At 46.3% G+C, this 3,751-nt stretch carries 2 protein-coding genes; both read left to right on the plus strand.

All coding sequences use genetic code 11. The features are described 5' to 3' along the window. Positions 1–319 precede the first annotated feature (319 nt). A complete protein-coding gene (locus tag AC01FP_RS16390) occupies positions 320–1,243 on the plus strand; it encodes a hypothetical protein (RefSeq protein WP_474481735.1) in 924 nt (307 codons plus the stop codon). 131 nt (positions 1,244–1,374) lie between these two features. Continuing rightward, positions 1,375–3,708, plus strand: coding sequence for a DEAD/DEAH box helicase (locus tag AC01FP_RS16395; RefSeq protein ID WP_474481736.1), 2,334 nt, complete (start codon positions 1,375–1,377; stop codon positions 3,706–3,708). Positions 3,709–3,751 lie beyond the last annotated feature (43 nt).

The following is a 3,751-nucleotide window of genomic DNA, read 5'->3' on the forward strand; positions in this document are numbered from 1 at the left end:
ATCGACGCATTAGTCATGTCCTCAAGCCCCCGGATGTACTGATCAGAGGGGTGACAACTTTCCTGAAACTGGGGGGGTCCAATTAGCCACAACGAATCAAGCGCAAAGAATGGCAAAGATATAAGGTTATTTGTTGACAAGATGACAAAGCTGCGTGATGAGGCTCAGATCTCGTCGAGTGATATCGAGATTGGACATGCTGACACCAATGCCTGGATCATCATTTCTGGGAATGAGCTTAGAGAAGAGGTCAAGACATTTGTTGATAATGTTCAGAGAGAAGTTCCATTCAGAATCACATTAGGGAGGTATAGTCGCCATGGTATCTGAACAAGAACTTCTCGACACTCTGTCGCGCCATCGTAAGGAAGGTCAACCATCTTTGCCAAGGCCTCTCCCATTAAGCACAATTATTTATCTGTTACAGCAAAATCAAAAGCCAGGTTCTAAGTCACCAACATCAAACGATCTATGGAAGCCGCTGAAGAGTTTGCTCACTCGGGGAGAGGTTTTCAGTCAAGGAAGTCGCTTTTGTGTGGCACGACCACTAATCATGTCGGATTGCGAGCCGTATGAAGAAATTCGCTTCATTGGTGATCGAGCCTATCTGCCATTAGTTCATGAGGTGCTCGCCACTGGACAAGACAGTTCAGAGACATTGCTACATACAGATCTGACACTGAATGAGGCTCGTATGCAACTGGAGGGCATCGGGATTCCCTGGCTCACATGGAATGACCTACTCAATCAGCTCCCAGATCCTGCTATGCCAAGCCCACATGAGTTGAGAGATAAGCAGCTAACCTATAACCCTCTAGAAAGCGTAAGCCATTTCAGCAACTATCAACCCCGGCAAGGAGCCGACCAATCCAGTCGGTTTGTTTCGCTGGTGCGCGGACAGCGCATAAGCACACCACTAATCCTTTTGCCTGATGGAACATGGATCTGGCATGCCAATCGACAATATTCAGAGATCAGCAGTGATTCAGCATACCTTGCTATGTTTTATCTAGACGACCAGTCCTCTGCACCATTGCCGATCGGATGGTCTTCCAGTAGTACCCAGTTAGACCTGAGTCAAGCCTTAATTCCATCATGTTATAAGCGTCTTATAGAGATGTGCACCCAAGCAAATATGTATTATACGACAATCGACTCAGATTTGGCCAGTCTCTATCAAGTGAGGCCGCGGGCTAGGTCAGTTATTGCAGCTGCACTGAACAGGCTGAAGATTCTTGTCTAATGCAATCTCTAGGGCACCAAAGTCAGCCTTCATCCCCCTCCAAAGCAATGACTGTTAAAGGATTAAGTGCCATTGATGCCACAAGGGAGCCTCGTGAAAGTCTCATTCGGTATTTACTCACGGCATACCCGTTGAGCGACCCTCACCTTCGTCATGGCTTTCAGAAGCTATTGGAAGAACCAGGCGCGATAGCCCAAGATCCTTATGTAGAGGGGATGCAGCCCTATAAGCCAGCTGCCTCGTTAAGGCAGCTTGTCGGCTCAAAGATATTGCATCCGGACATCCTTCGCATGTTCGATCCTGATCGACCTCTGTACAGCCACCAAGAGGCTGCTATTCAGGCTGCAGTTGGTGGAAAGAATATTGTTGTAGCAACTGGAACTGGTTCGGGTAAAACAGAGTGTTTTGCCATTCCAATGCTCGATTCTCTGCTGAAGAATCAATGTCCAGGCGCTGGCGTTCAAGCCTTGATTCTCTACCCAATGAATGCATTAGTAAATGATCAAGTAAAGCGCCTACGTATCCTTCTTTCCAGGCAGGATAGAAGTGGTAATAAGTTACGGCTTGGATTTTATACTAGTAGAACGCAGACAAAACCCGAGGACGCAAAAAAAAATCTGCGAGATGAATTATTGGCAACCGATCGCCCCGAGCTACTGGCTCTATTTGACGATACAGATCGAGTCAAGTTGCGATCACGGCCTCAACATGAGTTAGTTGATGCTGCTCTTAGTCGAATCCTCGACATTCAGGCTCTATCACGACAAGAAATTTGGGAAAGCCCACCACAAATACTAGTAACAAACTATTCGATGTTGGAGCATATGCTGGTCCGTCCTACGGAGCGGACTGCAATCTTCGAGAGATCAACTTCGTTTCGTCTTTTGATTCTTGATGAAGCCCATACCTATAACGGGTCAACCGGAGCAGAGGTAGCGATGTTGCTTAGACGCTTTAAGTCTGCGATTGGAATTACAGAGAAGGGGAAAATTCAAGGCATTGCCACCAGTGCATCACTCGGTGATCTTTCCTCGTCATCATCACGTGAGAGCATTCTTAGGTTCGCAAATCAGCTTTTTGGTGAAGAATTCTCCACTGTGATTGGAGGCGAAAGAATCACAGCTGATGAAAGGCTTGGCAATAAATATACCATGCTTGCTGGCATATCTCCAAGCCAATACTACGAGTATATTGAAGCGTTGGATCTGCCTAGCAGTTCAGCCACAGTTGATGAATGGTACAGTGTAATATCCGCGTTGATCCCAAAATCGATTCTTGATACAGCTCGACGCCAATCGGGTGGAAATTGCAATCAGTTTCTCTGGCATGCCTTGAAAGGCAATCAATTAATACACAATCTCATTAGTGCTTTGCAAAGTGGCCCTCTGCCATGGCGAAAGCTGGCTACATCACGCAGCATTTGGAAAATTCCAACAAATTTGGAGGGAGAAATTCCAAAAGAGGAGCAGGATAGGCTTGAAGCAGCATTATCCAATCTGATTCAACTAGGGACCATGGCTCGTCTTTCGGACGATGAACTGCCACTAGTACCTGTAAGGCTTCACCTCCTGTTTCGCACAATGGAGGGCCTTTTTGCCTGTATCAACCCTGAATGCAGTGATAGGCCCCAAGCAACCGGCTGTACGACACCATTCCACTATGGACGTATGTATTTATCAAGCAAGCCTAAGTGTGAATCATGTTCAGCGCCTGTAATTGAACTCGCATCCTGCAGAAAATGTGGAACTGATTACGGTCTCATCTTCACACCTGGTCAGGAAGTCCAGTCTGTCCCACGATTTGATGAAGATCCCGAGACAAATCAATCAGTCAAAGTTCTAAGTACAGTAAAAATTGAAATAATCTCAAACGATGAAGAAAGTGGTGACGAGGATGAGCCTTCGGATGATACTAGCCCTCAATCATTATCTCTTAATGGTGGCTACTCACTTAAGTCAGCGAGTATCTCGAAGAAGGCTAATAGTTGGCATTACAGCCTTGGAACCAGCATCTTAGAGCAATCTAATGTTTGGCCAATAAACCAGTTAGTACGAGTAAAGGATAATGAGAGTGATGGCTCACAAGTACGTTGCTGTCCTGCTTGTGGAGCCAAGCGCCGTAATGCGTCACCCTTAAGTCGCTTTATCTCCTTTACTGACGCTCCACTAGAGGTTCTACTCGATAGTCTCTTTGAACTCCTTCCAGAGAGCTTAGCCGCCAATCAAGCTAGTGGTAGTAGGCGTAAGATTCTCACGTTCTCAGATAGCAGGCAAGATGCAGCATTCTTTGCATCCGATTTTCAACGCACTCATACTGAGCTTCTATATAGACAAATCGTTTGGAAGGCATTCCGCCAGGTGGCTGACATTAATATTGCAAGCGTGCTATCCATAGAAAATAAAATCACCGAATCTTTTCTAGCCCTCTCGATCCCCCCAGTTTCAGGAAAGTTGTCACCCCTCTGATCAGTACATCCGGGGGCTTGAGGACATGACTAATGCGTCGATA

This window comes from Cyanobium sp. NIVA-CYA 375, from assembly GCF_056108345.1.